The following is a 2,234-nucleotide window of genomic DNA, read 5'->3' on the forward strand; positions in this document are numbered from 1 at the left end:
GCGCCAGCCGCTCCATCTGGGCCGTGACAGCCTCGGCCACCGCCGCCGGTCCGGATATTTCGGCGATCTCGATGCGGGCGCGCCGCGCGATCCGCTCGTCGATCTCCGCCAGCTCGGAGACAAGCAGCGCGAGCCGGTGCGCTCCGAGCGGCTCAAGCGCCTATGCCGGCACGGCGAAGATCACGCCATCCGTCGCCGCGGGATCGGTCACGACCCCTCCCAGGGATTCACGATATCGACCCCGGTCGGTTCGAAATCCCGGACGTTGCGCGTCATCACGGTGAGCCCGTGGCGCCGGGCGCTCGCGGCGATCAGCCCGTCCGCGGCGGCGACGGTCCGCCCTGCGGCCTGCGCCCTCGCCGTCATGAGACCCCAGAGCCGGGCGGTCTCGGCGTCGACGGCGAGGACGCGATCGGCGTAGTCGCGCTCGAGCCCCGCGAGCCAGACCTCCAGCGCCGACTTGCGCGCGCCGTCCGCGAGCCGGGCGACGCCGCAGGTGAGCTCGCCCAGGGTGACCACGCTCAGATGGACGTCGTCCGTCCCCAGCGCGCCGACTGCTGCGGCGACGCGCGGTTCGCCGCCGGTCCTGCGGAGTTCCGAGACCACGCAGGTGTCGAGCAGGACCCTCACAGATCGACCGGCCGGATCGGGCTCTGGTCGCGGGTCAGCTCGACTCCGTCGAGGGACGGGCCCTGCATGAGATACTGCGCGAGGCTCGGCTTCTCCCCGGTCAGGCGGCGGTATTCGGCCTCGGCGATGACGATCACGGCGCCGTCGCGCCGGGCGATGCGCTGCGGCCCCTCGGTGAGCGCGCGGCGCATCACCTCGCTCAGCCGGTTCTTCGCTTCCGCGACAGGCCATGTCATGCGCGTGCCCCATTCAATCTAGACACGCTAGACATAAAGGGCCTCAGCCATCCCGCCAAGGCGGCATAGCGTCCGCGGGCGTTCAGGCCCCGCCAATGGGATGATGCACCATCTCGTCCTCGCGCCGCCGCGCTTCGTCCCACGCCTCGTCGAAATCGGAACCCGGCTGCGCCGGCCCCTTGGCGGCCGCCGCGGCGGCCAGCATCGCCGCTGTCATCGGCAGACCGCGAACGGGCGAAGGCTTCTCGGCGAAAGGCGACTTCGGATCGACACGACCTGTCCCGTGACATTTCGGGCAGTCTTGGCGGTAGACGATGGAGCGCCCCGACAGGCCGACGAAGCCCGCGCTGAAGTGGTCCACCCGAGCGCCACAGTCGCACTTTTCGCGCCAGCCTCGCTGCACGACCCAGAGCAGGAAGAACGGCGCGGCGATCGCGCTCCCAATGATTGCAATGGTCGCCGCGACTAGAAAAGCGTCTGCCCAGAAACCAGTCAGCATCACTGCCTCGCGGCTCGTCCATAGAGGTCCAGGTCTTCAGGATCGGCCCCGAGCTGCAGGCGCTGGTTGGTCGATCCCACGAGCCCCAGGAGGCGCTCGCGATGCGTCTCGGTCGCCTCGGATGCTTCGCGCAGCTGGGCGATCACCTGGCGGCCAGCGTCAGGTACGTCAGCATACTCCGAAAGCACCTGCTGACGAAGCCGCATTTCGGTCGCCAGCACGCCCATGTCGTCGGAGCCTGGCTTGGATCGCAGGTGCGCGAAGTACACGGCCTGAGCACGGGTCAGGCCGCGTTGCTCGCCGGCCTCGACGTTCTGCTGGAACCACTCCTCTTGGCGGTTCGTGATGCCGATCCAGTCGCTAAAAGGCGCCAAGCTGCGGATGATGAACGACGGCGCCTCCGCGAACCGCTGCAGCGTGGTCGGGTTCTCGGCGCTCCTCTCGGCCCGCTCGCGCGCGTCCTCGAGGTCGCGCTGGACGACGGGCGCGACGCGCTGGTCGAGCTCGGCCCTGAGCGCGCCCGCGCGCTCGGCGTGCCGCGCCGCCGGGTCGACGGGGGGCGTAGCGGCGCCCGCGTCGAAGCCACCGGCCTGCGCCGCAGCGCCGCCGAGATCGACGCCGAGCCGGGCGCCCGCGCCGCCGCCCACCCCGGCATGGGCGCTCGCGCCATCGACCTCCGGCACGAAGAACCCCAGCGGCCGCACGAGATCGGCGAAGGCGCGGTATTCCCGCTCCTCGTGCAGGACGGCGAGGGCCGCGGCGACGCGGGCGCGCGCGGCCCCGTCGGCGGTGTCGGGGAAGTAGCCGGCATGGAATCCTCGCCAGAACGGCCTCGCCCTCGCGTTGCGGGAGGTCGGCCGCATCGAACG

At 71.2% G+C, this 2,234-nt stretch carries 4 protein-coding genes and 1 pseudogene; all 5 read right to left on the reverse strand.

Annotation, left to right across the window (positions count from 1 at the left end):
- Positions 1-148, reverse strand: a pseudogene (locus V7Q31_RS19265) (hypothetical protein); the annotation flags it as partial.
- A gap of 59 nt (positions 149-207) precedes the next feature.
- A complete protein-coding gene (locus V7Q31_RS18890) occupies positions 208-630 on the reverse strand; it encodes a type II toxin-antitoxin system VapC family toxin (protein ID WP_333835379.1) in 423 nt (140 codons plus the stop codon).
- The gene (locus V7Q31_RS18895; protein WP_333835380.1) at positions 627-866 is read right to left on the reverse strand and encodes a type II toxin-antitoxin system prevent-host-death family antitoxin; all 240 of its coding nucleotides are present in this window, start codon (positions 864-866) and stop codon (positions 627-629) included. The genes V7Q31_RS18890 and V7Q31_RS18895 overlap by 4 nt, the downstream gene beginning before the upstream one ends.
- 82 nt (positions 867-948) lie before the next feature.
- Positions 949-1,365 carry a hypothetical protein gene (locus V7Q31_RS18900; RefSeq protein WP_333835381.1) on the reverse strand — a complete coding sequence of 139 codons (417 nt, stop codon included), beginning with the start codon at positions 1,363-1,365 and terminating at the stop codon, positions 949-951.
- The coding region (locus V7Q31_RS18905) for a hypothetical protein (protein WP_333835382.1) at positions 1,365-2,234 on the reverse strand (870 nt) is incomplete at its 5' end. The genes V7Q31_RS18900 and V7Q31_RS18905, both read right to left, overlap by 1 nt.

Origin of the sequence: Rubrimonas sp., assembly GCF_036788415.1 — a bacterium.
In the GTDB taxonomy this organism is placed as follows: domain Bacteria; phylum Pseudomonadota; class Alphaproteobacteria; order Rhodobacterales; family Rhodobacteraceae; genus Rubrimonas.

Excerpts from the sequence above, each read along its gene's own strand:
- V7Q31_RS18895 (WP_333835380.1), bottom strand. The coding sequence starts at position 866 with ATGACATGGCCTGTCGCGGAAGCGAAGAACCGGCTGAGCGAGGTGATG.
- V7Q31_RS18900 (WP_333835381.1), bottom strand. The coding sequence starts at position 1,365 with ATGCTGACTGGTTTCTGGGCAGACGCTTTTCTAGTCGCGGCGACCATT.